General features: G+C 64.8%; 26 protein-coding genes. 25 read left to right on the forward strand and 1 reads right to left on the reverse strand.

Annotation, left to right across the window (positions count from 1 at the left end; translation table 11 throughout):
• Position 1: 1 nt before the first annotated feature.
• The 15 genes from fliF (at position 2) to flhB (ending at position 12,909) form a co-directional block, all read left to right on the forward strand.
• Positions 2-1,810, forward strand: a complete 1,809-nt coding sequence (gene fliF / locus NRG74_RS02255) for a flagellar basal-body MS-ring/collar protein FliF (protein WP_257705640.1) — start codon at positions 2-4, stop codon at positions 1,808-1,810.
• The gene (gene fliG, locus NRG74_RS02260; RefSeq protein ID WP_017642070.1) at positions 1,797-2,807 is read left to right on the forward strand and encodes a flagellar motor switch protein FliG; all 1,011 of its coding nucleotides are present in this window, start codon (positions 1,797-1,799) and stop codon (positions 2,805-2,807) included. The genes fliF and fliG overlap by 14 nt, the downstream gene beginning before the upstream one ends.
• A gap of 67 nt (positions 2,808-2,874) precedes the next feature.
• Positions 2,875-3,654, forward strand: a complete 780-nt coding sequence (gene fliH / locus NRG74_RS02265; RefSeq protein WP_257705641.1) for a flagellar assembly protein FliH — start codon at positions 2,875-2,877, stop codon at positions 3,652-3,654.
• Positions 3,644-4,990, forward strand: coding sequence for a flagellar protein export ATPase FliI (gene fliI, locus NRG74_RS02270; RefSeq protein WP_017642072.1), 1,347 nt, complete (start codon positions 3,644-3,646; stop codon positions 4,988-4,990). The genes fliH and fliI overlap by 11 nt, the downstream gene beginning before the upstream one ends.
• A gap of 6 nt (positions 4,991-4,996) precedes the next feature.
• Positions 4,997-5,440: a flagellar export protein FliJ gene (gene fliJ, locus NRG74_RS02275; RefSeq protein ID WP_017642073.1), complete on the forward strand. Its 444-nt coding sequence runs from the start codon at positions 4,997-4,999 to the stop codon at positions 5,438-5,440.
• A 48-nt stretch (positions 5,441-5,488) separates the two neighbouring features.
• Complete coding sequence (locus tag NRG74_RS02280; RefSeq protein WP_093254832.1) at positions 5,489-5,845, forward strand: Hpt domain-containing protein; 357 nt, start codon at positions 5,489-5,491, stop codon at positions 5,843-5,845.
• Positions 5,846-5,920: 75 nt separating this feature from the next.
• A complete protein-coding gene (locus NRG74_RS02285) occupies positions 5,921-7,327 on the forward strand; it encodes a flagellar hook-length control protein FliK (protein ID WP_257705642.1) in 1,407 nt (468 codons plus the stop codon).
• 119 nt (positions 7,328-7,446) lie between these two features.
• Positions 7,447-7,968 (forward strand): flagellar basal body-associated protein FliL, encoded by a 522-nt coding sequence (gene fliL, locus NRG74_RS02290; protein ID WP_017642076.1) that lies wholly within the window; start codon positions 7,447-7,449, stop codon positions 7,966-7,968.
• A gap of 8 nt (positions 7,969-7,976) precedes the next feature.
• Positions 7,977-8,948, forward strand: a complete 972-nt coding sequence (fliM, locus tag NRG74_RS02295; RefSeq protein ID WP_017642077.1) for a flagellar motor switch protein FliM — start codon at positions 7,977-7,979, stop codon at positions 8,946-8,948.
• 55 nt (positions 8,949-9,003) lie between these two features.
• Positions 9,004-9,459 carry a flagellar motor switch protein FliN gene (gene fliN / locus NRG74_RS02300; protein WP_017642078.1) on the forward strand — a complete coding sequence of 152 codons (456 nt, stop codon included), beginning with the start codon at positions 9,004-9,006 and terminating at the stop codon, positions 9,457-9,459.
• Between the two features lie 3 nt (positions 9,460-9,462).
• Positions 9,463-9,876, forward strand: coding sequence for a flagellar biosynthetic protein FliO (fliO, locus tag NRG74_RS02305; RefSeq protein WP_160923475.1), 414 nt, complete (start codon positions 9,463-9,465; stop codon positions 9,874-9,876).
• Positions 9,873-10,670 carry a flagellar type III secretion system pore protein FliP gene (gene fliP, locus NRG74_RS02310; RefSeq protein ID WP_093254838.1) on the forward strand — a complete coding sequence of 266 codons (798 nt, stop codon included), beginning with the start codon at positions 9,873-9,875 and terminating at the stop codon, positions 10,668-10,670. Before fliO ends, fliP begins: the two co-directional genes overlap by 4 nt.
• Positions 10,671-10,698: 28 nt before the next feature.
• Positions 10,699-10,968: a flagellar biosynthesis protein FliQ gene (gene fliQ / locus NRG74_RS02315; protein WP_017642081.1), complete on the forward strand. Its 270-nt coding sequence runs from the start codon at positions 10,699-10,701 to the stop codon at positions 10,966-10,968.
• A gap of 3 nt (positions 10,969-10,971) precedes the next feature.
• Positions 10,972-11,748: a flagellar biosynthetic protein FliR gene (gene fliR / locus NRG74_RS02320; RefSeq protein ID WP_017642082.1), complete on the forward strand. Its 777-nt coding sequence runs from the start codon at positions 10,972-10,974 to the stop codon at positions 11,746-11,748.
• Positions 11,749-11,760: 12 nt separating this feature from the next.
• Positions 11,761-12,909, forward strand: a complete 1,149-nt coding sequence (gene flhB, locus NRG74_RS02325; RefSeq protein ID WP_064308324.1) for a flagellar biosynthesis protein FlhB — start codon at positions 11,761-11,763, stop codon at positions 12,907-12,909.
• On the opposite strand, the gene sodC is transcribed toward flhB, so the two are convergent.
• Entirely contained in the window at positions 12,902-13,429 is a 528-nt protein-coding gene (sodC, locus tag NRG74_RS02330) for a superoxide dismutase family protein (RefSeq protein ID WP_017642084.1), read from the reverse strand. The genes flhB and sodC overlap by 8 nt on opposite strands.
• 225 nt (positions 13,430-13,654) lie before the next feature.
• On the opposite strand from sodC, the gene flhA reads away from it, so the two are divergent.
• The 10 genes from flhA (at position 13,655) to motD (ending at position 25,171) form a co-directional block, all read left to right on the forward strand.
• Positions 13,655-15,781, forward strand: coding sequence for a flagellar biosynthesis protein FlhA (gene flhA, locus NRG74_RS02335; protein ID WP_037064353.1), 2,127 nt, complete (start codon positions 13,655-13,657; stop codon positions 15,779-15,781).
• Positions 15,782-15,791: 10 nt separating this feature from the next.
• A complete protein-coding gene (gene flhF / locus NRG74_RS02340; RefSeq protein ID WP_064308323.1) occupies positions 15,792-17,120 on the forward strand; it encodes a flagellar biosynthesis protein FlhF in 1,329 nt (442 codons plus the stop codon).
• Positions 17,121-17,212: 92 nt separating this feature from the next.
• Complete coding sequence (gene fleN, locus NRG74_RS02345) at positions 17,213-18,043, forward strand: flagellar synthesis regulator FleN (RefSeq protein ID WP_017642087.1); 831 nt, start codon at positions 17,213-17,215, stop codon at positions 18,041-18,043.
• Complete coding sequence (fliA, locus tag NRG74_RS02350; RefSeq protein ID WP_026083964.1) at positions 18,040-18,780, forward strand: RNA polymerase sigma factor FliA; 741 nt, start codon at positions 18,040-18,042, stop codon at positions 18,778-18,780. The genes fleN and fliA overlap by 4 nt, the downstream gene beginning before the upstream one ends.
• Positions 18,781-18,867: 87 nt before the next feature.
• Positions 18,868-19,242, forward strand: a complete 375-nt coding sequence (locus NRG74_RS02355; RefSeq protein ID WP_169853335.1) for a chemotaxis response regulator CheY — start codon at positions 18,868-18,870, stop codon at positions 19,240-19,242.
• A gap of 19 nt (positions 19,243-19,261) precedes the next feature.
• Complete coding sequence (locus NRG74_RS02360) at positions 19,262-20,050, forward strand: protein phosphatase CheZ (RefSeq protein WP_093254844.1); 789 nt, start codon at positions 19,262-19,264, stop codon at positions 20,048-20,050.
• Positions 20,051-20,076: 26 nt separating this feature from the next.
• A complete protein-coding gene (locus NRG74_RS02365) occupies positions 20,077-22,320 on the forward strand; it encodes a chemotaxis protein CheA (RefSeq protein WP_257705643.1) in 2,244 nt (747 codons plus the stop codon).
• Positions 22,321-22,402: 82 nt separating this feature from the next.
• Positions 22,403-23,521 (forward strand): protein-glutamate methylesterase/protein-glutamine glutaminase, encoded by a 1,119-nt coding sequence (locus NRG74_RS02370; RefSeq protein ID WP_257705644.1) that lies wholly within the window; start codon positions 22,403-22,405, stop codon positions 23,519-23,521.
• A gap of 34 nt (positions 23,522-23,555) precedes the next feature.
• Positions 23,556-24,296 carry a flagellar motor protein gene (locus NRG74_RS02375; RefSeq protein WP_026083965.1) on the forward strand — a complete coding sequence of 247 codons (741 nt, stop codon included), beginning with the start codon at positions 23,556-23,558 and terminating at the stop codon, positions 24,294-24,296.
• Between the two features lie 11 nt (positions 24,297-24,307).
• Positions 24,308-25,171, forward strand: coding sequence for a flagellar motor protein MotD (gene motD / locus NRG74_RS02380; RefSeq protein WP_257705645.1), 864 nt, complete (start codon positions 24,308-24,310; stop codon positions 25,169-25,171).
• Positions 25,172-25,195 lie beyond the last annotated feature (24 nt).

A 25,195-nucleotide genomic window follows, 5' to 3' on the forward strand; every position in this document is an offset into this window, starting at 1 on the left:
AATGGCTGACGCTCTTACCAACGCCCCCGTCCCCACGACCAAGCCCGAGGCTGAAGACAAGCCCAAGAAGTCGTTGCTGGGTCTCAGCTTTCTCGACAACCTGTCCGACATGCCGCTGCTGCGGCAGATGGGGCTGCTGATTGGCCTGGCCGCCAGCGTCGCCCTGGGTTTCGCCGTGGTGCTCTGGACCCAGCAGCCGGACTATCGGCCGCTGTACACCAGCATGAATGGTCTCGACGCTAATCAGGTGCTGCAGGCCCTGGGCGCGGCCGACATCGGCTACAAGGTCGATCCGAATTCCGGCGCCCTGCTGGTCAAGTCCGATGACATTGGCCGCGCGCGCATGAAGATGGCCGCAGCCGGCATCACCCCCTCCGATGGCAACGTCGGCTTCGAACTGCTGGACAAGGAGCAGCCGCTGGGCACCAGCCAGTTCATGGAGGCGGCCAACTATCGTCGCAGCCTGGAAGGCGAACTGGCCCGGACCATCTCCAGCCTCAACGGCATCAAGGGCGCCCGGGTACACCTGGCGATCCCGAAGAGTTCGGTGTTCGTTCGCGACGAGCGCAAGCCGAGCGCTTCTGTGCTGGTCGAGATGTATCCCGGCCGTACCCTGGATGCCGGTCAGGTCATGGCCATCATCAATCTGGTCGCCACCAGCGTGCCGGAACTGGACAAGTCCCAGGTCACCATCGTCGACCAGAAGGGGCAATTGCTGTCCGATCAGCAGAATCTTTCCGAGCTGTCGATCGCCGGCAAGCAGCTGGACTACACCCGCAAGATGGAAGGCTCCCTGACCCAGCGCGTGCAGAACATCATGCAGCCGGTGGTGGGCAACGGTCGCTTCAAGGCCGAAGTGGCTGCCGATGTGGACTTCAATGCCGTGGAGTCGACCTCCGAGCAGTTCAACCCGGATCAGCCGGCGCTGCGTAGCGAGCAGCAGAACAGCGAGCAGCGTCAGACTTCCGGCGGCGGCGCTCAGGGCGTGCCCGGTGCCCTGTCCAACCAGCCACCCGGTCCGTCCTCGACCCCGGAAAAGGCCGGTGCCCAGGGTGGCGGCGCCAACTACATCGCGCCGGGTCAGCCGCTGCGCGACGCCAATGACCAGTACATCTACGACAGCAAGACTAGCCTGCCGGCGACCCTGCCGTACCCGACCGACAAGCGTGAGCAGAACACCCGTAACTACGAGCTTGACCGCAGCATCAGCTATACCCGTCAGCAGCAGGGTCGTCTGCGTCGGCTTTCCGTCGCGGTGGTGCTGGACGATCAGGTCAAGGTCGATGCCACTGGCAAGGTCAGCCATCAGCCCTGGACCCCCGAAGACCTGGCTCGCTTCACCCGCCTGGTGCAGGATGCCGTGGGCTTCGACGCCAGCCGTGGCGACAGCGTGAGCGTGATCAATGCGCCCTTCGCCCCGGTGCAGCAGGAAGAGATCGAGAGCATTCCCTTCTACCAGCAGCCCTGGTTCTGGGGGGTGATCAAGCAGGCCCTCGGCGTCCTCTTCATCCTGGTGCTAGTCTTTGGGGTGCTGCGTCCGGTGCTGAAGAATCTGTCCGGCGGCAACACCAAGGACGCCGCCGCCCTGGCCGCTGCCGGTGGTGCCGGTGCCCTGGGTGCCGGTGGTCTGGATGGCCTGTCGGACGATCTGGCCGACGACAAGGTGAGCCTGGCCGGTCCGGCACCGCTGTTGCTGCCGAGCCCGAGCGAGGGCTATGACGCTCAACTGACCGCCATCAAGCAGCTGGTCAACGATGATCCGGGCCGTGTCGCCCAGGTAGTGAAGGATTGGATCAATGGCGACGAATGAAGCGCAACTTTCCAAGGTAGAGAAGGCCGCCATCTTCCTCCTGTCGCTGGGCGAAGCCGATGCCGCGCAGATCCTGCGCCACATGGGGCCCAAGGAGGTGCAGAAGGTCGGTACCGCCATGGCCCAGATGCGCAACGTCAACCGCGAGCAGGTCGAGCGGGTGCTGGGCGACTTCATCGAGGTGGTGGGCGATCAGACCAGTCTGGGCGTGGGCGCCGATGGCTACATCCGCAAGATGCTCACCCAGGCGCTGGGCGAAGACAAGGCCAGCGGCTTGATCGACCGCATCCTGCTGGGCGGCAACACCAGCGGCCTGGACAGCCTGAAGTGGATGGAGCCGCGCGCCGTGGCCGACGTTATTCGCTATGAGCACCCGCAGATCCAGGCCATCGTGGTGGCCTACCTGGATCCCGACCAGGCCGCCGAGGTGCTCGGGCACTTCGATCACAAGGTGCGCCTGGACATCGTCCTGCGCGTCTCCTCGCTGAACACCGTGCAACCGGCGGCGCTCAAGGAACTCAACCTGATCCTGGAGAAGCAGTTCTCCGGCAGCGCCAGCACCACCCGTACCGCGCTGGGCGGCGTGAAACGCGCCGCCGACATCATGAACTACCTGGACAGCTCGGTCGAAGGCCCGCTGATGGAGGCGATCCGCGACGCGGACCAGGATCTGTCGGGGCAGATTGAGGACCTGATGTTCGTCTTCGACAATCTGGCCGACGTCGACGATCGTGGCATCCAGGCGCTCTTGCGGGAGGTGTCTTCCGATGTGCTGGTGCTGGCGCTCAAGGGCGCCGACGACGGCATCAAGGAGAAGTTCTTCCGCAACATGTCCAAGCGCGCGGCGGAACTGCTGCGCGACGATCTGGAGGCCAAGGGCCCTGTGCGGCTCTCCGAGGTGGAGGGGGCGCAGAAGGAGGTGCTCGCGGTGGCCCGCCGCATGGCCGACGCCGGCGAGATCGTCCTCGGTGGCAAGGGTGGCGAGGAAATGGTCTGACAGCTTGCAAGGATTGGCCTGTGCTTTGCTAAGGTCTGGTCAGTAGCGGTTTTCTGACGGACAGGTAATGAGCAAAGAAGCGGCAAGCGAACTGATCAGAGCGCGGGACCTGGAAGCCTTCGATGTCTGGCGCCTGCCAGCCTTCGACAGCTTCGACGAGCCCGAGGTGATCCCAGCGCCCACCGCTGCCGAGCCCGAGGCCCAGCCGGAACCCCAGATCGAAGAGGTACCGGCCGAAGAGGTCCAGCCGATCACCCTCGAAGAGCTGGAGGCGATCCGTCAGGAGGCCTACAACGAGGGCTTCGCCACCGGCGAGCGTGACGGCTACCACGCTGGCCAGCTCAGGGCGCGCCAGGAAGCCGAGGCGGTGCTGGCTGCCCGGCTGGCCAGCCTGGAAACCCTGATGAGTCATCTGCTCGATCCCATCGGCGAGCAGGACCAGGCCCTGGAAGCCGGCATGGTGCAGCTGGTCCGGCACATCACCCGCGAGGTCATCCAGCGCGAACTCACGCTAGACTCCAGTCAATTGGTTCAGGTGGTGCGCACGGCGCTGAAGCTGCTGCCCATGGGGGCCGAGAACATCCGTATCCAGGTCAGCCCCCAGGACTTTGAATTGATGAAGGCCCTGCGCGATCGCCACGAGGAAAAATGGCGCATCCTCGAAGACGAGACCCTGATGCCCGGCGGCTGCCGGATCGAGACCGAGAGCAGCGTCATCGATGCCAGCATCGAGACCCGTCTGACCCAGGCCCTGACCCAGCTGGCCGAACAGCAGCGCCATCAGGCGACCCAGCCCCAGGAAGCCGATCTGCACATCGACATCGAGGATGCCTCCCATGCGTCTTGAGCGTCTGAGTTTCGAACGCCGCCTCAGCGGTTACGATGAAGCCATCCGGGTCGAGCAGCAGCCGGTGATCGAAGGCCGCCTGTTGCGCATGGTCGGTCTCACCCTGGAGGCCGAAGGCCTGCGCGCCGCCGTTGGCAGTCGTTGCCGGTTGATCAATGGCGGTGGCTACCAGCCCGTGGAAGTCGAGGCCGAGGTGATGGGCTTCAACGGCAACAAGACCTTTCTCATGCCGGTGGGCAGCCTGGCCGGCATCGCCCCCGGCGCCCGGGTGGTGCCCGTGCCGGATACCGGCCGCCTGCCCATGGGGATGTCCATGCTCGGCCGCGTACTGGATGGCCTGGGCAATGCCCTGGACGGCAAGGGCCGCATGCGTGCCGAAGACTGGGTGCCCATGGACGGTCCCACCATCAACCCGCTCAAGCGCGAACCCATCAGCGAGCCCCTGGACGTTGGCATCCGCAGCATCAACGGTTTGTTGACGGTAGGTCGCGGCCAGCGTCTCGGCCTGTTCGCCGGTACCGGCGTGGGCAAGAGCGTGCTGCTCGGCATGATGACCCGGCTGACCAAGGCCGAGATCATCGTGGTCGGGCTGATCGGCGAACGGGGTCGCGAAGTGAAGGAATTCATCGAGCACATCCTTGGCGAGGAGGGCATCAAGCGGGCCGTGGTCGTGGCTTCGCCGGCGGACGATGCGCCCCTGCTGCGCCTGCGCGCGGCCATGTACTGCACCCGCATCGCCGAATACTTCCGCGACAAGGGCAAGAACGTGCTCCTGCTGATGGATTCCCTGACCCGCTATGCCCAGGCGCAGCGGGAGATCGCCCTGGCCATCGGCGAGCCGCCGGCGACCAAGGGCTATCCGCCGTCGGTGTTTGCCAAGCTGCCGCGCCTGGTGGAGCGGGCCGGCAACGCAGAAAAAGGTGGGGGTTCGATCACGGCGTTTTATACTGTGCTCTCGGAAGGCGACGACCAGCAGGATCCCATCGCCGACTCGGCGCGTGGCGTGCTGGATGGTCACTTCGTGCTGTCGCGGCGGCTGGCCGAGGAAGGGCACTATCCGGCGATCGACATCGAGGCTTCCATCAGCCGGGTCATGCCCCAGGTGGTCAGCCCGGAGCATCTGCGCAACGCCCAGCGCGTAAAGCAGCTCTGGTCGCTCTATCAGCAGGCCAAGGACCTGCTCAGCGTCGGTGCCTATGTACCCGGCGGAAATGCCGAAACCGATCTGGCGATCGCCCGCTATGCGCCCATGCAGCAGTTCCTGCGTCAGGGCCTGCGCGAGAGCGAATCGCTGGAGCAGAGTTCCGCCAATCTCCAAGCCGTATTGGGAGGCTGATAGATCATGAAAGGCAGAGCCGAACGTCTGGGGCCGGTGGTGGAGATGAGCGAACGCGACGAGCGTGACGCCGCCCAGCGCCTGGGGCAATGCCAGCAGCAACTGGCCCAGGCCGAGTTCAAGCTGGGGGAATTGCAGCGCTATCGCGAGGATTACCAGCAACGGCTGGTGGTCAATGGCAGCCGTGGTGTCACCGGGCAGTGGCTGATCGGCTATCAGCGCTTTCTCAGCCAGCTGGAAGAGGCGATCGGCCAGCAGGAGCGAAACGCCCAATGGCACCGCGACGTGGTGGCCAAGGCGCGCACCCAGTGGCAGGAGCGTTATGCTCGTCTCGAAGGTCTGCGCAAGCTGGTCGAGCGCTATCGCCAGGAGCAGCGCCTGGTCGAGGACAAGCGCGAGCAGAAACAGATGGACGAATACGCCCAGCGGGCCCGTTCGACCTATATCTAGCCCCGACCTCGACGCTCGTTCCTTGTCTCCCCGTCAGTGAGAATGCCGATGTTTTCCTCCCACCTCGATCCGGAAACGCTCGCCACCCTGCGCGACTGCATGGAGGAGGAATACGTCGACCTCATCGAAACCTTTCTGCTCGACTGCGAAGAGCGTATCGCCGAGCTCAAGCGTAGCGTGATCGGTGCTGATGCCGAGCAGGTCCGTCAGCTGGCGCACAGCTTCAAGGGCAGTGCCGGCAACATGGGCGCAGCGCCTCTGGCGCAGCTGTGTCGGGAGGTGGAGGAGGGCGCTCGGCGGCGGGCCTCCACCGCCGAGCTGGCCATGGGTATCTCCGCCATGGAGCGCGAATTCGCCATTGTCCGCATCCTGTTCAAGGTCGAGCGGCAACGCTACGCCGGCTGACTCGTCAAAGCGCTGGCGTTTGCGGCTGGCGCGTAACTTGCTAGGTATCCGAAAACCCGTCGTTCGGAGCTTTCCATGGCAGTCGTGCCCGATTTCCTTCTGAATACCGCCACCTCTCCAGCCGCTACCGGCAGAGCTGCGGCCAAGACCCCTTCCCAGGATCGCCCGGCGGCGCAGGAGCGGTTCGCCGACGTCTTTGCCCAGGAGCAGCCGCGGGAGCCGGCGCGCAGCGAAAAGCCGCGCGATACCAGCGATAGCAAGGCGCCCAGCCAGGCGCGCAAGAACGAATCCGGGCGTGCCCGGGATGCCGATGACCGGACGCCACGCGCTGCTGATGACGACCGCACGGCGGACGCCAAGCCCCAGGCCGACAGCACCGCCAAGAGCGGCGAGCAATCGGCAGCCGCCACCGACGACAGCGGCAAGGCCTTGCCGGTGGCCAAGGACGAAGACGCCAAGGCGCCGATCGATGCGGTACTGGATCCGCTGTTCATGTTCGGTATGACCGGTCAGCTCCCGCAGCCGGTAGCCGTGCCGGTGGCGACCGCCCAGGCCCCGACCGGGACGACTGCCGAAGCGACCACCACCGCCACCGCTACCGAGACCCCTGATCCGACAGCGGTGCTGGGCGGCGCCTTGGCCTCTGCCATTCCGGGAACCGCCACGGGAGTGGCGGCTGGCGCAACGGCCACCGCGACCAAGACCGGCGAGCAGCAGGCGCCGGACGCCGGCTTGGCGCAACTGCTGGGTCAGCTGCCTCAGGCTCAGGGTGATGCCAACAAGGCCGCCACCAACGCCAACAACTTGGCAGCAACGCAGCTGCAGGGACTGTTGCCAGGGGATGGTACGCCCGTCCCCGCAGCGGATCAGGCGGCCAGCGCTGCGCTGGTCGCGGTCTTGGATCAGGGGGATGGCCAGGACGCGGCGGTACCGAGCAAGGCCGAGGCCTTTGCCGATAAACTCACCTCCCTGTCGCAAGCGCTCAGTACGCCCGCGGCGACGGCTCGCCCGGTCACCGCCACTGTGCCTGGCCAGCCGCTCAGTCCGCAGGCCGGCAACTTCAGCGAGGCGGTGGTCGACAAGGTCATGTGGATGTCCAGCCAGAATCTCAAGACCGCCGACATCCAGATGGAACCGGCGCAACTGGGCAAGCTGGAGGTGCGCATCGACATGACCCAGGACCAGACCCAGGTCACCTTCGCCAGCCCCCACGCCGACGTGCGCGAGGCCCTGGACAATGGCAGCCAGCGGCTGCGCGAACTCTTCGCTCAGCAAGGCATGAACCTGGCTAACGTCAACGTCTCCGACCAGTCGTCCGGTCAGGCCTGGCAGCAGTCGCAGCAGGGTGGCCAGGACGACGGCTCGCGTCGGGGTCGAGGCGGTGTGGCAGGTGGTGGGGAGGAAGAAGCGGTGGCGAACGTCGCCGAAACGCGCGGCTCGGCCACGCTCGCGGCGCGCAGTCTGGTCGACTACTACGCGTGACAGGCCGCCGGCTGCCAGGTGACAGCCTCGGCCGCACCTGCTATATCCCCTTCGTATCAATAGGTTAGCTGCGTCACTCGGCAAGGGTGACGGGCAGCACAGGATTCGGTCGAGTACTTATGGCGAAGAAGCAGGCCCCTGCGGCAGAGGGTGCAGCCGCAGAAGGCAAGGGCAAGGGCAAGCTCAAACTCATCATCATCATCGTCGTGGCCCTGCTGCTGGTCATCGGGGCCTCGGTGGGCGCGACCTGGTTCCTGCTCGGCAAGAAGAGCGCCGAACCCGAGCACGCGGCGCCGGCCGCGCCGGCGGCACCGGTGCATCTCGCCGCGGTCTACCAGGCGCTGGTGCCAGCCTTCGTGGTCAACTACAACGCTGAGGGTCGTCAGCGCTACATGCAGGTCACGGTCACCCTGATGGGACGCGACCAGGGGCAGATGGATGCGCTCAAGGCGCAATTGCCGCAGGTCCGCAACCAGCTGGTGATGCTGTTTTCCGGCCAGGACTTCAACAGCCTCCTTACCCCGGTGGGCAAGGAGATGCTGCGCCAGCAGGCCACCAGCAAGGTTCAGGAGCTGGCGAAGAAACTGACCGGCCAGACTGCCATCGAACAGGTATTGTTCACCAATCTCGTCCTGCAATAGGTAACACCATGGCCGTGCAAGATCTGCTCTCTCAGGATGAAATCGATGCCCTGCTGCACGGGGTCGACGATGGCATCGTCGAGACCGAGACCGATGCCGAGCCGGGCACCATCAAGGGCTATGACCTCACCAGCCAGGATCGCATCGTCCGCGGACGCATGCCGACCTTGGAAATGATCAACGAACGCTTCGCCCGCTACACCCGGGTCAGCATGTTCAACCTGCTGCGGCGTTCGGCGGACGTCTCCGTGGGCGGGGTGCAGGTTACCAAGTTTGGCGAGTACATCCATTCGCTATACGTCCCCACCAGCCTCAACATGGTCAAGATGAAGCCACTGCGCGGCACCGCGCTGTTCATCCTCGATGCCCGGCTGGTATTCAAGCTGGTGGACAACTTCTTTGGCGGTGACGGCCGCCACGCCAAGATCGAAGGCCGGGAATTCACCCCCACCGAACTGCGCGTGGTGCGCATGGTGCTCGACCAGTGCTTCGTCGACCTCAAGGAAGCCTGGGGCGCCATGCTCGACTGCCAGTTCGAATACATGAACTCCGAGGTCAACCCGGCGCTGGCCAACATCGTCAGCCCCAGCGAAGTGGTGGTGGTGAGCACCTTCAACATCGAACTGGATGGCGGTGGCGGCGAACTGCACGTGACCATGCCCTATTCGATGATCGAGCCGATCCGCGAAATGCTCGACGCCGGTTTCCAGTCGGACGTGGACGACCAGGACGAACGCTGGGTCAAGGCCCTGCGCGAGGACCTGCTCGATGTGCGCGTGCCGCTGGAGGCGACGGTTGTCCGGCGCCAACTAAAACTCCGCGATATCCTCAACATGCAGCCCGGCGACGTGATTCCGGTAGAAATGCCGGAGGAAATGCTCATGCGAGCCAACGGCATGCCCACCTTCAAAGTCAAGATGGGCGCACGCAAGGGCAACCTGGCCCTGCAGATTCTCGAACCGGTCAGCCGCGGCCGCTGAGCGACAACCGTTTTCTTGTCCGGGCCGAGGCCCGGCGTAGCACGAGACCCAGACGATGGCAGACAACCCCGAAGAACAAGCCCTGGCGGATGAGTGGGCTGCGGCCCTGGTCGAGGCCGGCGACGCCAGCCAGGACGACATCGATGCCCTGATGGCCCAGGGTACCCAGGTCGAAACCCCCAAGCCGCCCAAGGCGCCGGTGGAAGAATTTGGTCAGAGCAGTGGGGGGTTGGCGGTGAGCGGCATGGAAGGTCCCAACCTGGATGTGATCCTGGACATCCCGGTGACCATCTCCATGGAGGTCGGCCACACCGATATCTCCATCCGCAACCTGCTGCAACTCAATCAGGGCTCGGTCATCGAGCTCGACCGTCTGGCTGGCGAACCGCTGGACGTGCTGGTGAATGGTACGCTGATCGCCCATGGTGAGGTGGTGGTGGTGAACGAGAAATTCGGGATCCGCCTGACCGACGTCATCAGCCCCACGGAACGTATCAAGAAGCTGCGGTGATCCATGAAGAGTCTGCTCCTGCCGCTGGGTCTCCTGCCCCTGACCGCGCGTGCTGCCGAAGCCAGTTCACCGGGGCTGGATGTGGGGGCCCAGCTCGGCCAGCTGCTGCTCGGCCTGCTGCTGGTGATCGCGCTGATTCTCGGTCTGGCCTGGCTGGTGCGCCGGGTACAGCAGCAGGGGCCACGCGGCCAGCAGCTGATCAAGGTGATCTCCACCCAGCACCTGGGGCCGCGCGAGCGGCTGGTACTGGTGCAGGTCGGTCAGGAGCAGTTGCTGATCGGCGTCGCCGGGGGGCGCATCACGCCGTTGCACAGTCTGCGCGAGCCGGTGCGGCTCGGCGAGACGGAAGCGCCGGCCCCGGAATTCGCCCAGCGCCTGCTGGAACTCATCAGCCGCGATCCCAAGGCGAAACCATGACCCCTTTGCGTCTACCGGCCGGCTTGGGACGTACCCTGGGCTGGTTGCTGGGACTGGCCGTGCTGCTGTTCGCGCCCCTGGCGCTGGCGCAGCAGGCCGGGCAGGCCAATCCGCTGTCGATTCCCGCCATCACCCTGAGTACCAATGGCGAGGGGCAGCAGGAGTATTCGGTCAGCCTGCAGATCCTGCTGATCATGACGGCGCTGAGCTTTATCCCGGCGTTCGTCATGCTGATGACCAGCTTTACCCGCATCGTCATCGTCTTCGCCATCCTGCGCCAGGCGCTGGGGCTGCAGACCACGCCGTCCAACCAGGTGCTGGTGGGCATGGCGCTGTTTCTCTCGCTGTTCATCATGGCGCCGGTGTTCGACCGTATCAACACCACCGCCGTGCAGCCCTATCTCAACGAGCAGCTCAGTGCCCAGGACGCCATCGCCCGGGCCCAGGTGCCGATGAAGGACTTCATGCTGGGACAGACCCGGCAATCGGACCTGGAGCTGTTCATGCGGCTGTCCAAGCGCACCGACATCCCCAGCGCCGATCAGGCACCGCTGTCGATCCTGGTGCCGGCCTTCGTCACCTCCGAACTCAAGACCGCCTTCCAGATCGGCTTCATGATCTTCATTCCCTTCCTGGTCATCGATCTGGTGATCGCCAGCGTGCTGATGGCCATGGGCATGATGATGCTGTCGCCGATGATCATCTCCCTGCCGTTCAAGCTGATGCTGTTCGTGCTGGTGGATGGCTGGGCATTGATCATGGGCACCCTGGCCAGCAGCTTCGGCACCGTCTAGCGGTGCCCCCTTTGCGTGGAGAAGCGAAATGACCCCTGAAGTCGCCGTCGACCTGTTCCGCCAGGGTCTCTGGCTCACCGCGCTGCTGGTAACGGTGCTGGTGGTGCCGAGTCTGATCGTCGGTTTGATCGTAGCGGTCTTCCAGGCCGCGACCCAGATCAACGAACAGACCCTGAGCTTTCTGCCACGCCTGATCGTCACCCTGTTGACGCTGATCGTCCTGGGACCCTGGATGATCAGGCAGTTGATGGAATTCATCCAAACCTCGGTCGCCAACATCCCGCGGCTGATCGGCTAGGCCATGCTGGCCCTCAGCGACGCGCAGATCGGCGGCTGGGTCGGCAGCTTCCTGTTTCCGCTGTTCCGCATCGCCGCGCTATTGATGACCATGCCGATCATCGGCACCACCCTGGTCCCGGTGCGGGTGCGGATGTACCTGGCTCTGGCCTTGAGCCTGGTGCTGGTACCGACCCTGCCACCGATGCCTCAGGTGGACGCCATCAGTCCCCAGGCGCTGCCATTGATCGTCGAGCAGATCCTCATCGGCGCGGTGATGGGGTTCAGTCTGCAGCTGTTCTTCCATGTCTTCGTGGTGGCGGGGCAGATCATTTCCACTCAGGCGGGCCTGAGCTTCGCGTCCATGATTGATCCGGTCAACGGCGCCTCGGCCCCGGTCATGGGGCAGTTCTTCACCATGCTGGTGACGCTGCTGTTCCTGGCCATGAACGGTCATCTGGTGGTGTTCGAGATCCTCGCGGAAAGCTTCGTCACCCTGCCGGTGGGCGATACCCTGAGCGTCGAGCACTTCTGGCAGGTCGCCGGACGACTGGGCTGGGTCCTGGGCGCCGGCGTCCTGCTGGTGCTGCCGGCCATCACCGCGCTGCTGGTGGTCAATATCGCCTTTGGCATCATGACCCGCGCCGCACCGCAGCTGAACATCTTTTCCGTCGGCATGCCGCTGATCGTGGTGCTGGGCATGGTCATTGTCTGGCTCGGTACCGCCGATATCCTCTCTCATTATGAAAGTCTCGCCAGCGAGGCGCTGCGATGGCTGCGCGAACTCGCCCGAGCCCGCTAGGAGATACGCCACATGGCTGAATCCGATGGCGAAGACCGCACAGAAGACCCCACGGAGAAACGCAAGCGTGATTCCCGGGAGGAGGGTCAGCTCCCACGATCACGCGAACTCGGTACGGTGGCGGTCATGCTCTCGGGAGTCGGCGGCCTGCTGATGTATGGCGCCTTTCTAGGCGGCAAGCTGCTGGAGGTGATGCGCAGCAACTTCTCCCTGCGGCGCGAAGAGGTCATGGACGAGCGCTTCATGGGCACCTTCCTGCTGGCCTCGGGCAAGGCGGCGATGATCGGGATGCTGCCGATGATCGTCCTGGTGGTGATCGCCGCCATCATCGGTCATATCGCCCTGGGCGGCTTCCTGTTTTCCGGCAAGATGCTCGCGCCCAAGCCGAGCCGGATGAATCCCATGTCCGGCATCGCCCGGATGTTTTCCAAGAATTCCCTGGTGGAATTGCTCAAGGCCCTGGGCAAGTTCTTCATCATCCTCGGCGTGTCGGTACTGGTGCTGATGAGCGAGCGCACGGCGCTGTTGCAGATCGCCAAGCTGCCGACCGAGCAGGCGCTGCTGCACAGCATGCAGGTGGTGGGGCATGCCACCCTGCTGCTGGCCCTGGGATTGCTGATCATCGCCGCCGTGGATGTGCCCTTTCAGATCTTCAGCAATCGCAAGAAGCTGATGATGACCAAGCAGGAGATCAAGGACGAGTACAAGGACAGCGAGGGCAAGCCGGAGGTCAAGGGCAAGATCCGCCAGATGCAGCGGGAGATGGCGCAGCGGCGGATGATGGCCGAGGTACCCAATGCCGATGTGGTCATCACCAACCCGACCCACTTCGCCGTGGCGCTCAAGTACGACGCGGCCAAGGGCGGGGCGCCCGTACTGGTGGCCAAGGGCAGCGACTTCACCGCGCTGAAGATCCGCGAGATCGCCCAGGAGCACCAGGTCTCGCTGCTGGAGTCGCCGGGACTGGCGCGGGCGGTGTATTTCTCCACCGAGGTGGATCAGGAGATCCCGGCCGGTCTCTACGTCGCCGTGGCTCAGGTCCTGGCCTATGTCTATCAGCTCCGGCAGTTCCGTGCGGGGCGCGGGCGCAAGCCCAAGCTGTCCGATCTGCCCATCCCGCCAGATTTGCGGCGGGATGAGGAGGGGAAGGCGCCTACTTGATGACGCCGCAGGCGACACGGGCGCCGCCACCGCCCAGGGGTTTGGGCTGGTCGGAGTAGTTGTCGCCACCGGCATGCACCATCAACGCATGCCCCTTGATCTCTTCCAGACGTTTCAGCCGCGGCGCCAGTACCGGCTGGGTGGCCTGGCCGTCGGCGGTCACATAGAGCGCCGGCAATTCGCCCAGGTGACCGTCGTCCGACCAGGGCGCGCTGTGCTTGCCGGTATTGCGTGGATCCAGGTGGCCGCCTGCGGCGCCCCCGGCGGTCAGGGTGCCGTTCACCTCGGCCGCGCCGCAGTTGGGCTTGGTATGGACATGGAAGCCGTGGATGCCGGGCTCCAGGCCCTTGAGGTCGGGGGTAAAGACCAGACCGTACTTGGAACGGGTCACCTGCACGCTGCCGACGCTTTCGCCTACACCGTCGGTGGTGACCTTGTTCACCGGGATCGTCAGGGATTCGGCCGCCTGGGCGGTACCGACCAGGCAGGTGGCCAACAGCGTCGCGGTCCAGATTTTCATGGTGATGTTCCTCGGATAGGCGCGCTAGCGCGGGTCCCTAGACAGACTCATGGCCTGTGCCCGCGGTTCAGCCAGCGGCTCAGGCGATCCGTAACCAGTCCTGTATCACCCCCGGGAAAACCTCGCTGATTCAAGGTCTTGAGCAGTTGGCCCGGAGCTTGCTCAAGCCCCTGCGAACAGTGCGCTGCGTCAACTTTCCGTGACGCCGGCACCGGCAAGCGAGGAATGGGTGTGAAAGTCGACAAATCCCTGATGATGGGCAACATGCGTGGTCTGGCGCGCGGCAACCTGGGCGTGCCGCTGGCCGTCTTGGCGATGCTCGCCATGATGACCCTGCCGATGCCGCCGTTCCTGCTGGACGTGCTGTTCACCTTCAACATCGCCCTGTCGATCGTGGTCCTGCTCGTCAGCGTCTATGCCCTACGGCCGCTGGATTTCGCGGTCTTCCCGACCATTCTGCTGGTTTCGACCCTGCTGCGCCTGGCGCTGAACGTGGCCTCGAGCCGCGTGGTGCTGCTGCATGGCCAGGACGGCCACGACGCCGCGGGCAAGGTCATCCAGGCCTTCGGCGAGGTGGTGGTCGGCGGTAACTACGTGGTCGGTGCGGTGGTGTTCGCCATCCTCATGATCATCAACTTCGTGGTGGTGACCAAGGGTGCCGGCCGCATCTCCGAGGTGTCGGCGCGCTTCACCCTCGACGCCATGCCCGGCAAGCAGATGGCCATCGACGCCGACCTCAATGCCGGCATCATCGACCAGGCCGAAGCCAAGAAGCGCCGGACCGAAGTGGGCCAGGAAGCCGACTTCTACGGCTCCATGGACGGTGCCAGCAAGTTCGTCCGCGGTGACGCCGTCGCCGGCCTGCTGATCCTCTTCATCAACCTCATCGGCGGCATGGCCATCGGCATGGCCCAGCACGGTCTGCCGTTCGGCGAAGCGGCGCGCATCTACGCCCTGCTGACCATCGGTGACGGTCTGGTCGCCCAGGTTCCCTCGCTGCTGCTGTCGGTCGCTGCCGCCATCATGGTGACCCGGGTGTCCTCGTCGGAAGACATGGGCCAGCAGGTCAATCGTCAGATGTTCGCCTCGCCCAAGGCGCTGGCGGTCTCAGCCTTCATCATCATCGCCATGGGCCTGGTTCCGGGCATGCCGCACCTGCCGTTCCTCGGCCTGGGCGGCGCCGCCGCCGCCGGTGCCTGGCTGATCCACAAGCGCCAGCGTCAGGCCAAGCAGACCGCCGAGGTCGAAGCCAAGAAGCAACAGGACCTGGCCCCCGTGCAGCGCCCGGCCGAGGCCAAGGAGCTGGGCTGGGACGACGTGACCCCGGTGGACATGGTCGGTCTGGAAGTCGGCTACCGCCTGATCCCCATGGTCGATCGCAACCAGGGTGGCCAGCTGCTGGCGCGGATCAAGGGCGTGCGCAAGAAGCTGTCCCAGGACCTCGGTTTCCTCATGCCTTCGGTGCACATCCGCGACAACCTGGACCTGCTGCCCAACGCCTATCGTCTGACTCTTATGGGGGTGAGCGTGGCCGAAGCCGAGATCTATCCCGATCGCGAGCTGGCCATCAACCCCGGCCAGGTCTATGGCACCCTCAATGGCGTCGCCGCCAAGGATCCGGCATTCGGTCTGGAGGCCGTCTGGATCGACGTCACCCAGCGCGACCAGGCCCAGTCCCTCGGTTACACCGTGGTCGACGCCAGTACCGTGGTCGCCACCCACCTCAACCAGGTGCTCTTCAAGCACGCCCACGAGCTGATCGGCCACGAGGAAGTCCAGCAATTGCTGCAGGTGCTGGCCAAGAGCTCGCCCAAGCTGGCCGAAGAACTGGTGCCCGGCATCGTCTCCCTGTCGACCCTGCTCAAGATCCTCCAGCAGCTGTTGCAGGAGCAGGTACCGGTCCGTGACATCCGTACCATCGCCGAAGCCATCGCCAATGTCGGGCCGCGGAGTCAAGATCCCGCCGCCATCGCCGGTGCCGTGCGCGTCGCGCTGTCCCGCGCAATCGTCCAGAACATCGTAGGAATGGAGCCTGAGCTGCCTGTTATCACCCTTGAGCCAAGGTTGGAACAGATGTTGCTAAGTAGTATGCAGAAGGCCGGTCAAGGCGCCGAGGACGGCATGTTCCTCGAACCTGGCATGGCCGAAAAACTGCAGCGTTCCCTCGTCGAGGCGGCGCAGCGTCAGGAAATGATGGGTAAGCCAGTGGTGCTGCTGGTAGCCGGTGCGATCCGCGGGATGATGTCCCGCTTCGCCCGGATGGCGGCACCGAACATGAGTGTGCTGGCCTACCAGGAAATTCCGGACAACAAGCAGGTCACCATCGTCGCTACCGTTGGCCAGAATGGCTGAGGTCTAGATCATGCAAGTCAAACGTTTCTTCGCCGCCGATATGCGTCAAGCCATGAAGCTGGTACGCGACGAGCTGGGCCCGGACGCTGCCATCCTCAGCAACCGCCGGGTCGCCGGCGGGGTCGAGCTGACCGCGGCGCTGGACTACCAGGCTCCGGCACCGGCCGCGCCCAACGCGGAGCTGCAGGCGGAGTTGCGCAAGACCCATGCGAAGATCGCCCAGGCCCATGCCGACCTCAGTATCCGTGCGCCGGGCGTCCCCTCGGCTGCGCCGAAGGACAAGCAGTTGCTCGGCGCCATCAGCGCCGCCGACAGCCGCCGCGAGCCGGTGATCGCGCCGCCGCGCGCCCCCCAGCCGGCTGCCGCCGCGCCTGCCGCCAGTGCCGCGCCGGAAGACCGGCGTGCCCTGGAAGCCATGCGCAGCGAGCTCAGCGGCCTGCGTGAACTGCTGGAAGTCCAGCTCGGCTCCATGGCCTGGACCCAGGTGCAGTCCACCCGTCCGCAGCAGGCTGGCCTCTGGCGTCGCCTGCAGCGCATGGGCCTGCCGGCCGATCTGGCCCGGCACCTGCTCGACAGCGTGGCCAAGATCCAGGATCCGCGCCATGCCTGGCGCATGCTGCTGGCCAACTTCGCCCAGCTGGCCAAGACCACCGACGCCAAGATCCTGGAGGAGGGCGGTGTCGTCGCCTTCGTCGGTCCGGCCGGCATGGGCAAGACCACCACCCTGGCCAAGCTCGCCGCCAATTACGTGCTCAAGTACGGCCCCCAGAGCCTGGCGCTGGTCAGCATGGACAGCTTCCGCATCGGTGCCCAGGAGCAGATCAAGACCCTGGGCCGCATCCTCGACGTGCCCGTCACCCTGGTCGATCCTGGCCAGTCCCTGGCACAGGCCCTGGCCCCCCTGGCGCGCAAGCGCCTGGTGCTGATCGACACCGCGGGCATGCCCGCCAACGATCCGGCGCTCAAGGCGCAGCTCGAAGCCCTGGCCAACCGCCAGCTGAAGATTCGTAACTACCTGGTGCTGGGCGTCACCAGCCAGAGCCAGGTGCTCAAGGCGGCCTACCACAGCTATCGGCGCTGCGGCCTGAGCGGCTGCGTGCTGACCAAGCTGGACGAAGCCGCCAGCCTCGGCGAAGCCCTGGGCCTGGCCATCAGCCAGCGCCTGCCGGTGGCCTACATCGCCGACGGCCCGCGCATCCCGGACGACCTGCATCCGGCGCGCAGCCACCAGTTGGTAAGCCGCGCCGTGAGCCTGCAGGCACCCGAGGAGCCGAGCGAAGAAACCATGGCTGGCATGCTGGCCGGCCTGTATCAGAGCAATGCCCGCCGCGCCGGTTAGCGCAGACGAACGGTAGTGGTGCATCGCATGCCTGGGCACGCCAAATGCACTTGGTCTAAAGTGTGACGGATTTCAATCAAAGGTATCAGGCAATGGGTAGCATGCATCCCGTCCAAGTCATAGCGGTCACGGGCGGTAAAGGCGGTGTCGGCAAGACCAACGTGTCGGTCAACCTGGCCTTGGCCCTGGCCGATATCGGGCGGCGCGTCATGCTGCTCGACGCCGACTTGGGCCTTGCCAACATCGACGTTCTGCTCGGCCTGTCGCCCAAGCGCACCCTGGCCGACGTCATCTCCGGCGAGTGCGAGCTGCGCGACGTGCTGCTGCACGGCCCGGGCGGCATCCGCATCGTCCCGGCGGCCTCGGGCACCCAGGCGATGGTCAATCTGACGCCGGCCCAGCACGCGGGCCTGATCCAGGCCTTCAGCGACATTAGCGAGAACCTCGACGTGCTCATCGTCGATACCGCTGCCGGCATCGGCGATCAGGTGGTCAGCTTCGTTCGCGCCGCCCAGGAAGTCCTGGTGGTGGTGTGCGACGAACCCACCTCCATCACCGACGCCTACGCCCTGATCAAGCTGCTCAATCGCGACCATGGCGTCACCCGGTTCCGGGTTCTGGCGAACATGGCGCTGACGCCCCAGGAAGGTCGCAATCTCTTTGCTAAGCTGACCAAGGTGACCGACAGATTCCTGGATGTCGCCCTGCAATACGTGGGCGCCATTCCGTTCGATGAGGCGGTGCGCAAAGCCGTGCAGAAGCAGCGCCCCGTGTTTGAAGCCTTTCCGCGTGCCAAGGCCTCGCTGGCCTTTCGTGCGGTGGCCCAGAAAGTCGATGGCTGGCCGCTGCCCGCCAATCCGCGCGGCCATCTCGAGTTCTTTGTCGAGCGCCTTGTGCAACCAGCCATCGGTACCCACGCATGACAGCATCCAGCGGGCTTCGCATGTACAGCAAAACCTCGGAACGTACCCAGCAGGAGCAACTCATCAACCGCTATGCGCCGTTGGTGAAACGCATCGCCTACCACCTCCTGGCGCGTCTGCCGGCCAGCGTGCAGGTCGAGGACCTGATGCAGGCCGGCATGATCGGGCTGCTTGAGGCCTCGCGCAAATATGACGCCGGCAAGGGCGCCAGCTTCGAGACCTACGCTGGCATCCGCATCCGCGGCGCCATGCTCGACGAAGTGCGCAAGGGTGACTGGGCGCCGCGCTCGGTGCATCGCAACACGCGCATGGTCACCGACGCCATTCGCGCCGTGGAAGCGCGGACGGGTCGCGACGCTAAAGATTCCGAGGTCGCGGCCGAACTTAAATTGAGTCTGGATGAGTACTACGGCATCCTTGGCGACACCATGGGGAGTCGCCTGTTCAGTTTCGACGACCTCATGGAGGGTGGTGAGCATGGGCTCGAGGAGAGCGGTTCGCATGAACTCGAACCCGGTCGCGGTCTGGAAGATCAGCGCTTCCGCAAGGCCCTGGCCGACGCCATCGCCAATCTTCCGGAGCGTGAACGTCTGGTGCTCTCGCTGTATTACGACGAGGAACTCAACCTCAAGGAAATCGGCGAGGTGCTGGGCGTGAGCGAGTCACGCGTCTGCCAGCTTCACAGTCAATGCGCGGCACGCCTGCGGGCGCGGCTGGCGGAATGGCGTTCGCGTTAACCGGCTGGTACTCAGGCTACTACGATTGCTTAGACGCGCCTCATGGCGTGTGTGCGGATTAGGACGGAGGTCGACTTGGACAAGAACATGAAAATCCTCATCGTGGACGATTTTTCCACGATGAGACGCATCATCAAGAATTTGCTGCGCGATCTGGGATTCACCAATACCGCCGAAGCAGACGACGGCAACACCGCACTGCCGATGTTGCAGAGCGGCAACTTCGATTTTCTCGTCACCGACTGGAACATGCCTGGCATGACCGGCATCGACCTGCTGCGTCAGGTCCGCGCCGACGCGCGGCTGAAAACCCTGCCGGTGCTGATGGTGACCGCCGAAGCCAAGCGCGAGCAGATCATCGAGGCCGCTCAGGCCGGCGTGAACGGCTATGTGGTCAAGCCTTTCACCGCCCAGGTGCTGAAAGAAAAGATCGACAAGATCTTCGAGCGGGTGAACGGCTGAAGAAAGCCGCGGGGACGTTATGGATCAGCTTGGCTCCAACAGCTTCAGCGACTTCGAGTCGAATCTCAAACAGCACGCCCAAGAGTTGGTGAAATGCCTGGAAAGCGGCGATTTCACCCAGGCCGTGCATGTCATCAACGAGCTCAATCAACTGCGTGACCGGGGGCTCTATCAGGAAGTCGGCAAGCTGACCCGCGAGCTGCACAACGCCATCGTCAACTTCGAGATCGATCCGCGCGGCATGGCCGGCGAAGAGGTCTCCCAGATCAGCGATGCCACCGATCGTCTCTCCTACGTGGTGAAGATGACCGAGAACGCCGCCAACCGGACCATGGATCTGGTGGAGGAGAGTGCCCCGCTGGTAGGTAACTTCGGTGACGAAGCCCGTGCCGTGCATGCCGACTGGAAGAAGTTCATGCGCCGGGAAATGGGCGCGGACGAATTCCGCGAGTTGGCCAAGCGCGTCGATGCCTTTCTCAGCCACAGCGAGAGCAGCGCCGAACAACTGTCGTCCAAGCTCAACGACATCCTCCTGGCGCAGGATTACCAGGACCTCACCGGTCAGGTGATCAAACGCGTGGTCAACCTCGTCGGGCAGATCGAGAAAGACCTCGTCAAGCTGGTGATGATGGCCAGCCAGGTCGATCGCTATACCGGCTTCAGTCACGATCACACCGCGCTGATCGAACAGAATCGAAAAGAAAAGACGATGAAGGGTGAAGGTCCGCAGATTCATGCCGATAAGCGTGAAGACGTCGTGGCCGCTCAGGTCGACGTCGACGATCTTCTATCCAGTCTGGGCTTCTGACCCAGACCCTCTTGGGGAGTGCAGGAATGAGCTTCGACGCCGATGAAGAAATCCTCCAGGATTTCCTGGTAGAGGCCGGCGAGATTCTCGAACAGTTGTCCGAACAATTGGTCGAGCTGGAAAGCCGCCCGGATGACATGGATCTGCTGAACGCCATTTTCCGTGGCTTCCATACCGTAAAGGGCGGTGCCGGTTTCCTGCAGCTCCATACCCTGGTCGAGTGCTGCCATATCGCGGAAAACGTATTCGACATCCTGCGCAAGGGCGAACGCCGCGTGGATGCCGAGCTGATGGATGTGGTGCTGCAGGCACTGGATTCCGTCAACGAGATGTTCGGTCAAGTCCGTGAACGCGAAGAGCCGACCCCGGCCTCGCCTGAATTGCTGGCGGCCCTGGCCCGCCTGGCCGAGCCCGCTGGCAGCGAGCCGGCGCCGGTCCCGGCTGCGCCCGTGGCTGCCACCCCGGTCGTGGCCGCCGCGCCGACCGCCCCGGCGGCCGCCGAGCCGGAGCTGAGCGATGCCGATTTCCAGAATCTGCTCGATGCCCTGGGCAGCGAGCCGAGCGCGGCAGCGGCAACGCCTGCGGCCGCCAGTGGCGACGACATCACCGATGACGAATTCGAGGCCCTGCTCGATCAGTTGCATGGCAAGGGCAAGTTCAACGAGGCACCGGCCACCGCGCCGGTTGTCGCTGCGGCTCCTGCCGTGGCTGCGGCTGGTGGCGACGACATCACCGACGACGAGTTCGAGGCTCTGCTCGACGAATTGCACGGCAAGGGCAAGTTCGTCGCGGACGAGGCCGCGGCACCGGTTGCAGCAGCGCCTGCTGCGGCGGCTCCAGCCGCCGCGACGGGCGGTGACGAGATCACCGACGACGAATTCGAATCCCTGCTCGACGAATTGCACGGCAAGGGCAAGTTCAGTGGTCCTGCGGTAGCCGCCGAGTCCGTGGCTGCGCCCGTTGCGGCAGCGCCGGCGCCGGCGCCCGTCGCCGCGCCTCAGCCTGCGCCGGCACCCGCACCGAAGCCGACGCCGGTCGCCGAGGCCGCGGCGCCCAAGCCTGCGGTGGCGGCAGCGCCTGCCGAGCGTCCCACCAGCGAGGCGGAGACCACCGTGCGGGTCGATACCGCGCGCCTGGACGAGATCATGAACATGGTCGGTGAACTGGTGCTGGTGCGTAACCGCCTGGTCCGCCTGGGCCTGAACAGCGGCGATGAGGCCATGGCCAAGGCCGTGTCCAACCTCGACGTGGTCACCGCCGACCTGCAGACCTCGGTCATGAAGACCCGGATGCAGCCGATCAAGAAAGTCTTCGGCCGTTTCCCGCGCCTGGTCCGCGATCTGGCGCGCAGTCTGAAGAAAGAGATCAACCTGGAGCTGGTGGGCGAAGAAACCGACCTGGACAAGAACCTGGTCGAGGCCCTGGCCGATCCGCTGGTGCACCTGGTGCGCAACGCGGTCGACCACGGCATCGAAGGCCCTGCCGAGCGAGAAGAGAACGGCAAGTCCCGCGCCGGACGGGTGGTGCTCTCCGCCGAGCAGGAAGGCGACCACATCCTCCTGTCGATCTCCGACGACGGCAAGGGCATGGACGCGGATCTGCTGCGCAACAAGGCAGTGGAGAAGGGCCTGCTCGACCGCGACGCGGCCGATCGTCTGACCGAGACCGAGTGCTTCAACCTGATCTTCGCTCCGGGTTTCTCCACCAAGGCCGAGATCTCCGACATCTCCGGCCGCGGCGTAGGCATGGACGTGGTCAAGACCAAGATCAGCCAGCTCAACGGTACCCTGAACGTCTACTCGACCAAGGGCCAGGGCTCCAAGATCGTCATCAAGGTACCCCTGACCCTGGCGATCATGCCGACGCTGATGGTGATGCTGGGCAACCAGGCCTTCGCCTTCCCGCTGGTCAACGTCAACGAGATCTTCCACCTCGACCTGTCCCGCACCAACGTGGTGGACGGCCAGGAAGTGGTGGTGGTACGCGACAAGGCGCTGCCGCTGTTCTACCTCAAGCGCTGGCTGGTGCCCAATGCGGCCCATGTCGAGCAGGGGGAAGGGCATGTGGTGATCCTCTCGGTGGGCACTCAGCGCATCGGCTTCGTGGTCGATCAGCTGGTGGGCCAGGAAGAGGTGGTCATCAAGCCCCTCGGCAAGATGCTGCAGGGCACGCCCGGCATGTCCGGGGCGACCATCACCGGCGACGGGCGCATCGCGCTCATCCTCGATGTGCCCAGCATGCTCAAGCGCTACGCCCGTCGCGGGCTCTGAGTCGGCCAGGTACGAGCGGCGTCGGGCCCGTGCCCGGCGCCATCGGGTGGCCTGCGCCGCCCCAGGTTAGGAGTTTCAACGTATGCCGGTAAAAGTACTGGTGGTGGACGATTCCGGCTTCTTCCGGCGTCGGCTCAAGGAAATCCTGGCGGCCGATCCCAACATCTCGGTGGTGGGCACGGCCAGCAACGGGCGCGAAGGGGTCGATCAGGCCCTGGCGCTGCGACCCGATGTCATCACCATGGACTACGAGATGCCGATGATGGACGGCATCACCGCGGTCCGCCACATCATGCAGAAGTGCCCGACCCCGGTGCTGATGTTCTCCTCGCTCACCCATGAAGGCGCCCGGGTCACCCTGGATGCCCTGGATGCCGGCGCGGTGGACTACCTGCCGAAGAATTTCGAGGACATCTCGCGCAATCCGGCCAGCTTGCAAAAGCTGCTGTGCGAGAAGATCCACCATATCGCCCGTTCCAACCGGCGCTTCGCCGTGGCCCCCAGCGTCGCGCCGGCGGTGCCCACTGGTGCCTCGGCCGCGCCTGCTGCTGCCCGCCCGGCACCACGTCCGGCGGCGCCCAGCGGTGCCCAGTCCGCGCATGCGCCCGTGGCTCCGGCTTCGCCGCCGCCCAAGCGCAAGCACTATCGCCTGGTGGCGATCGGCACTTCCACCGGTGGCCCGGTGGCCCTGCAGCGGGTGCTCACCCAGCTGCCAGCCAATTTCCCGGCGCCGCTGGTGCTGATCCAACACATGCCCGCGGCCTTCACCAAGGCCTTCGCCGAGCGTCTGGACAAGCTCTGCCGCATCAGCGTCAAGGAAGCCGAGGATGGCGACCAGTTGCGTCCGGGGCTGGCCTTGCTGGCACCCGGCGGCAAGCAGATGATGGTGGACGGTCGCGGGATGGTGAAGATCCTGCCCGGCGACGAGCGCCTCAACTACAAGCCTTGCGTCGACGTGACTTTTGGCTCCGCGGCTAAGGCCTATGCCGACAAGGTGCTGGCAGTGGTCCTGACCGGCATGGGCGCCGACGGTCGCGAAGGCGCGCGGATGCTCAAGCAGGTCGGCAGCCAGGTATGGGCCCAGGACGAAGCCAGTTGCGTCATCTACGGCATGCCTATGGCCATCGCCAAGGCCAATCTGGCCGATGCCATTTATGGCCTGGACGACATCGGCAGACACCTGACCGAGGCCTGTTCGTGACGGCAGGTGTTCACCGGCCAGAAGGGCATTGAGCGTGGACGTGCTCAGTCTCATCGGCATCCTGCTGGCCTTTACCGCCATCATGGGTGGCAACCTGCTGGAGGGCGGTTCCTTCACCGCCCTGGCCAATGGACCGGCCGCGCTGATCGTGGTCGGCGGCACTCTGGGCGCCGTTCTGCTGCAGACCCGCCTGCCGGTACTGCGCCGCGCCCTGACCATGCTGGCCTGGGTGTTCGTGCCGCCACGGCTGGACCTCGTCGGTGGCATCCGCAAGGTGGTCAACTGGAGCAACGTGGCGCGCAAGGAAGGCCTGCTGGGCCTCGAACCCCTGGTCGCCCGCGAAGCCGATCCCTATGCCGCCAAGGGCCTGCAGTTGCTGGTGGACGGCACCGAACCGGAAGCCCTGCGCAGCATTCTCGAAGTGGACCTCTACGGCCAGGAAGACCGTGACATCGCCGCCGCCAAGGTCTACGAGGCCATGGGGGGTTATGCGCCCACGGTGGGCATCATCGGTGCGGTGATGGGCCTGATCCACGTCATGCAGAATCTGGCCGATCCCTCGCAACTGGGCAGCGGCATCGCCGTGGCTTTCGTCGCCACCATCTATGGCGTCGGCTTCGCCAACTTGCTGTTGCTGCCCGTCGGCAACAAGCTCAAGGCGCTGGCTCAGCAACAGTCCCGCTATCGGGAAATGCTGCTGGAAGGCCTGATGTCCATTGGCGAGGGCGAGAATCCCCGCTCCATCGAAATGAAGCTGCAAGGTTTTCTGGACTAGGAGGACGCCGCATGCCTCGTCGTCGTCGCCGTCCCGAAGAACACGAGAACCACGAACGCTGGCTGGTCTCCTACGCCGACTTCATCACCTTGCTGTTCGCTTTCTTCGTGGTCATGTATTCCATCTCCTCGCTGAACGAGAGCAAGTACAAGGTGCTCTCGGACAGCCTCTCGGGCATCTTCAGCCAGCCGGAGCGCTCGCTCAAACCCATCCCCCTCGGCGACCAGCGTCCGGCGGGCGTGACGCCGACGGTGATGGATGCGAGCGCCGCTCAACCGGCCAAGGTCACCCCCAGCGATCCGCTGCAGCAGATCGCCGACAGCGTGCGAGCCACCTTCGGCGATCTCATCGCCGGCGACCAGCTGAACATCAAGGCCAGTGAAATGTGGCTGGAAATCGAGCTCAGCTCCAATCTGCTCTTCGCCAGTGGCGATTCCCTGCCGAGCAATCCCGCCTTCGGTCTCATGGAGAAGGTGGCCAAGATTCTGGCGCCGTTCAAGAATCCGATCCAGGTACAAGGCTACACGGACGACCGCCCCATCAGCACAGCGCTGTACCCCACTAATTGGGAACTGTCGGCGGCCCGAGCCGCCAGTATCGTGCGGCTGCTGATCGGCAATGGCATCGCCCCGCAACGCTTGGCCGTGGTGGGCTATGGCGCCTATCAGCCGGTGGTCGACAACACCAGTGACGTCAATCGAGCCCGTAATCGGCGGGTCGTCCTGCTGATCTCGCGCAATCTCGACCTGTTCCGGCCGCAGAGCACCTTGCAAAATTCGTCGACTGGCACACAATCTGCAGCATCGCCTGGAGAACCGGCGCCCAAGGTGGCGCCTGTCAAATCTTCGTCGCCGGCTGCTACGCCGGCACCTTGACCCGGCTGGTCGTGTCGTCGGGAG

The sequence above is a fragment of the Pseudomonas oryzihabitans genome (assembly GCF_024652905.1).
Lineage (GTDB): Bacteria > Pseudomonadota > Gammaproteobacteria > Pseudomonadales > Pseudomonadaceae > Chryseomonas > Chryseomonas benzopyrenica.

What these genes read in the sequence shown, in the direction of transcription:
- NRG74_RS02285 (WP_257705642.1), top strand. Translation starts at nt 5,921, where the DNA reads ATGGCAGTCGTGCCCGATTTCCTTCTGAATACCGCCACCTCTCCAGCC.
- fliP (WP_093254838.1), top strand. Translation starts at nt 9,873, where the DNA reads ATGACCCCTTTGCGTCTACCGGCCGGCTTGGGACGTACCCTGGGCTGG.
- fliL (WP_017642076.1), top strand. Translation starts at nt 7,447, where the DNA reads ATGGCGAAGAAGCAGGCCCCTGCGGCAGAGGGTGCAGCCGCAGAAGGC.
- fliH (WP_257705641.1), top strand. Translation starts at nt 2,875, where the DNA reads ATGAGCAAAGAAGCGGCAAGCGAACTGATCAGAGCGCGGGACCTGGAA.
- fliA (WP_026083964.1), top strand. Translation starts at nt 18,040, where the DNA reads ATGACAGCATCCAGCGGGCTTCGCATGTACAGCAAAACCTCGGAACGT.
- NRG74_RS02370 (WP_257705644.1), top strand. Translation starts at nt 22,403, where the DNA reads ATGCCGGTAAAAGTACTGGTGGTGGACGATTCCGGCTTCTTCCGGCGT.
- fliF (WP_257705640.1), top strand. Translation starts at nt 2, where the DNA reads ATGGCTGACGCTCTTACCAACGCCCCCGTCCCCACGACCAAGCCCGAG.
- motD (WP_257705645.1), top strand. Translation starts at nt 24,308, where the DNA reads ATGCCTCGTCGTCGTCGCCGTCCCGAAGAACACGAGAACCACGAACGC.
- NRG74_RS02365 (WP_257705643.1), top strand. Translation starts at nt 20,077, where the DNA reads ATGAGCTTCGACGCCGATGAAGAAATCCTCCAGGATTTCCTGGTAGAG.
- flhB (WP_064308324.1), top strand. Translation starts at nt 11,761, where the DNA reads ATGGCTGAATCCGATGGCGAAGACCGCACAGAAGACCCCACGGAGAAA.
- fliI (WP_017642072.1), top strand. Translation starts at nt 3,644, where the DNA reads ATGCGTCTTGAGCGTCTGAGTTTCGAACGCCGCCTCAGCGGTTACGAT.
- fliR (WP_017642082.1), top strand. Translation starts at nt 10,972, where the DNA reads ATGCTGGCCCTCAGCGACGCGCAGATCGGCGGCTGGGTCGGCAGCTTC.
- fleN (WP_017642087.1), top strand. Translation starts at nt 17,213, where the DNA reads ATGGGTAGCATGCATCCCGTCCAAGTCATAGCGGTCACGGGCGGTAAA.
- fliN (WP_017642078.1), top strand. Translation starts at nt 9,004, where the DNA reads ATGGCAGACAACCCCGAAGAACAAGCCCTGGCGGATGAGTGGGCTGCG.
- NRG74_RS02280 (WP_093254832.1), top strand. Translation starts at nt 5,489, where the DNA reads ATGTTTTCCTCCCACCTCGATCCGGAAACGCTCGCCACCCTGCGCGAC.
- fliG (WP_017642070.1), top strand. Translation starts at nt 1,797, where the DNA reads ATGGCGACGAATGAAGCGCAACTTTCCAAGGTAGAGAAGGCCGCCATC.
- sodC (WP_017642084.1), bottom strand. Translation starts at nt 13,429, where the DNA reads ATGAAAATCTGGACCGCGACGCTGTTGGCCACCTGCCTGGTCGGTACC.
- fliQ (WP_017642081.1), top strand. Translation starts at nt 10,699, where the DNA reads ATGACCCCTGAAGTCGCCGTCGACCTGTTCCGCCAGGGTCTCTGGCTC.
- fliM (WP_017642077.1), top strand. Translation starts at nt 7,977, where the DNA reads ATGGCCGTGCAAGATCTGCTCTCTCAGGATGAAATCGATGCCCTGCTG.
- NRG74_RS02360 (WP_093254844.1), top strand. Translation starts at nt 19,262, where the DNA reads ATGGATCAGCTTGGCTCCAACAGCTTCAGCGACTTCGAGTCGAATCTC.
- fliJ (WP_017642073.1), top strand. Translation starts at nt 4,997, where the DNA reads ATGAAAGGCAGAGCCGAACGTCTGGGGCCGGTGGTGGAGATGAGCGAA.
- NRG74_RS02355 (WP_169853335.1), top strand. Translation starts at nt 18,868, where the DNA reads ATGAAAATCCTCATCGTGGACGATTTTTCCACGATGAGACGCATCATC.
- flhF (WP_064308323.1), top strand. Translation starts at nt 15,792, where the DNA reads ATGCAAGTCAAACGTTTCTTCGCCGCCGATATGCGTCAAGCCATGAAG.
- fliO (WP_160923475.1), top strand. Translation starts at nt 9,463, where the DNA reads ATGAAGAGTCTGCTCCTGCCGCTGGGTCTCCTGCCCCTGACCGCGCGT.
- flhA (WP_037064353.1), top strand. Translation starts at nt 13,655, where the DNA reads ATGGGTGTGAAAGTCGACAAATCCCTGATGATGGGCAACATGCGTGGT.